Here is a 1,141-nt window from a genome sequence, read left to right as displayed (position 1 = left end):
GGCGCGGCGTGCGCGTCTGGCTGGCGGGCGCCGCCCTCGCCATCGGTGTGCCGCTGGCCGCGCTCGCCTGGCTGCTCGGCACGGAGTCCGGGCTGGGTGCGGCGGTCGCCCTCGGCCAGCGTGCGACGGACGGGGCGCTGCAGATCGAAGGAGGGCGCGGCACGCTGCTCGGGCCGCTGAAGATCGACGCCCTGCGCTACCACGGCGCCGGCCTGCGCCTCGACCTGCAGGCGCTGGAAGTGGCCTGGCAGCCTGCGGCCCTGTTCCGGCGCACGCTGGTCGTCGACCGCCTCGCCGTCGGCCGCATCGATTTCGCCCAGCGCGCCGACGAGACGGAGGATGCGGAGCGTCCCGCCCCCGTCCCGCCCGATGATCTGCGGATTCCGCTCGCGGTCGAACTGAGGCATGTCGAAGTGGGGCGCTTCGCGCTGCGCGAGTGGCCGCAGGCGGGGCAGGGTGATCCGCCGCCGGCCGAAGCCGATGGAGGGGCACCGGCGTCCGGCAGCGAAGGCGCCGCCACGGCAGCCGCCGAAACCTTCTGGTTCGCCGACCTGCGGGCCGCACTGGAAAGCGACGGCCGCCACCATCGCCTGCGCGAACTCGCCCTGAGCCTGGAGCAGGGCCGTGCAGAGATCGAGGCCGGCATCGACGGCCTGAAGCCGTTCGCCCTGGCGGCCAGCGGCCGTTTCGACGGCGCGCTGGAAGGGCGGCCGGTCGATCTGCGCCTTGCCGCATCCGAAACCCTGCTCGCGCCGCGGATCGAAGTCCAGGCCTCTTCCGAGGGCCTGAATGCGCATGCCACGCTCGACGCCGCGCCTTTCGAGGCGATGCCGCTGCGTGCGCTGAAGATCGAGGCGGGTGAGGTCGATCCTTCGGCCTTCGTTGCGGGCATGCCCCGTGCCGCGTTGACGCTCGCCGTCGAACTGGCGGCCACGGCCGACGGCGGCAGCCTGCTTGCGGGGCCGTTCCGCCTGTCGAACCGCACGCCCGCCGCGGTGGACGCGGGGGGTATTCCCGTTGCCGCATTGTCCGGCCGGCTGGACTGGAAGAGCGCTTCGATCGGCGTCGAGGACCTCGACATCCGTCTGCCGGGCGACGGGCGCATCGGCGGCCGGTTCGCCTGGCAGCCGCCGGCAGCCGC

Annotated in this window: 1 pseudogene; it reads left to right on the top strand. The window is 74.1% G+C overall.

From position 1 onward, the window contains the following. Positions 1 to 1,141: pseudogene (locus C666_RS19105) on the top strand (translocation/assembly module TamB domain-containing protein); the annotation flags it as partial.

The sequence above is a fragment of the Thauera linaloolentis 47Lol = DSM 12138 genome, assembly GCF_000310205.1.
Lineage (GTDB): Bacteria > Pseudomonadota > Gammaproteobacteria > Burkholderiales > Rhodocyclaceae > Thauera > Thauera linaloolentis.
This window is presented reverse-complemented; position numbering and strand designations above follow the sequence as displayed.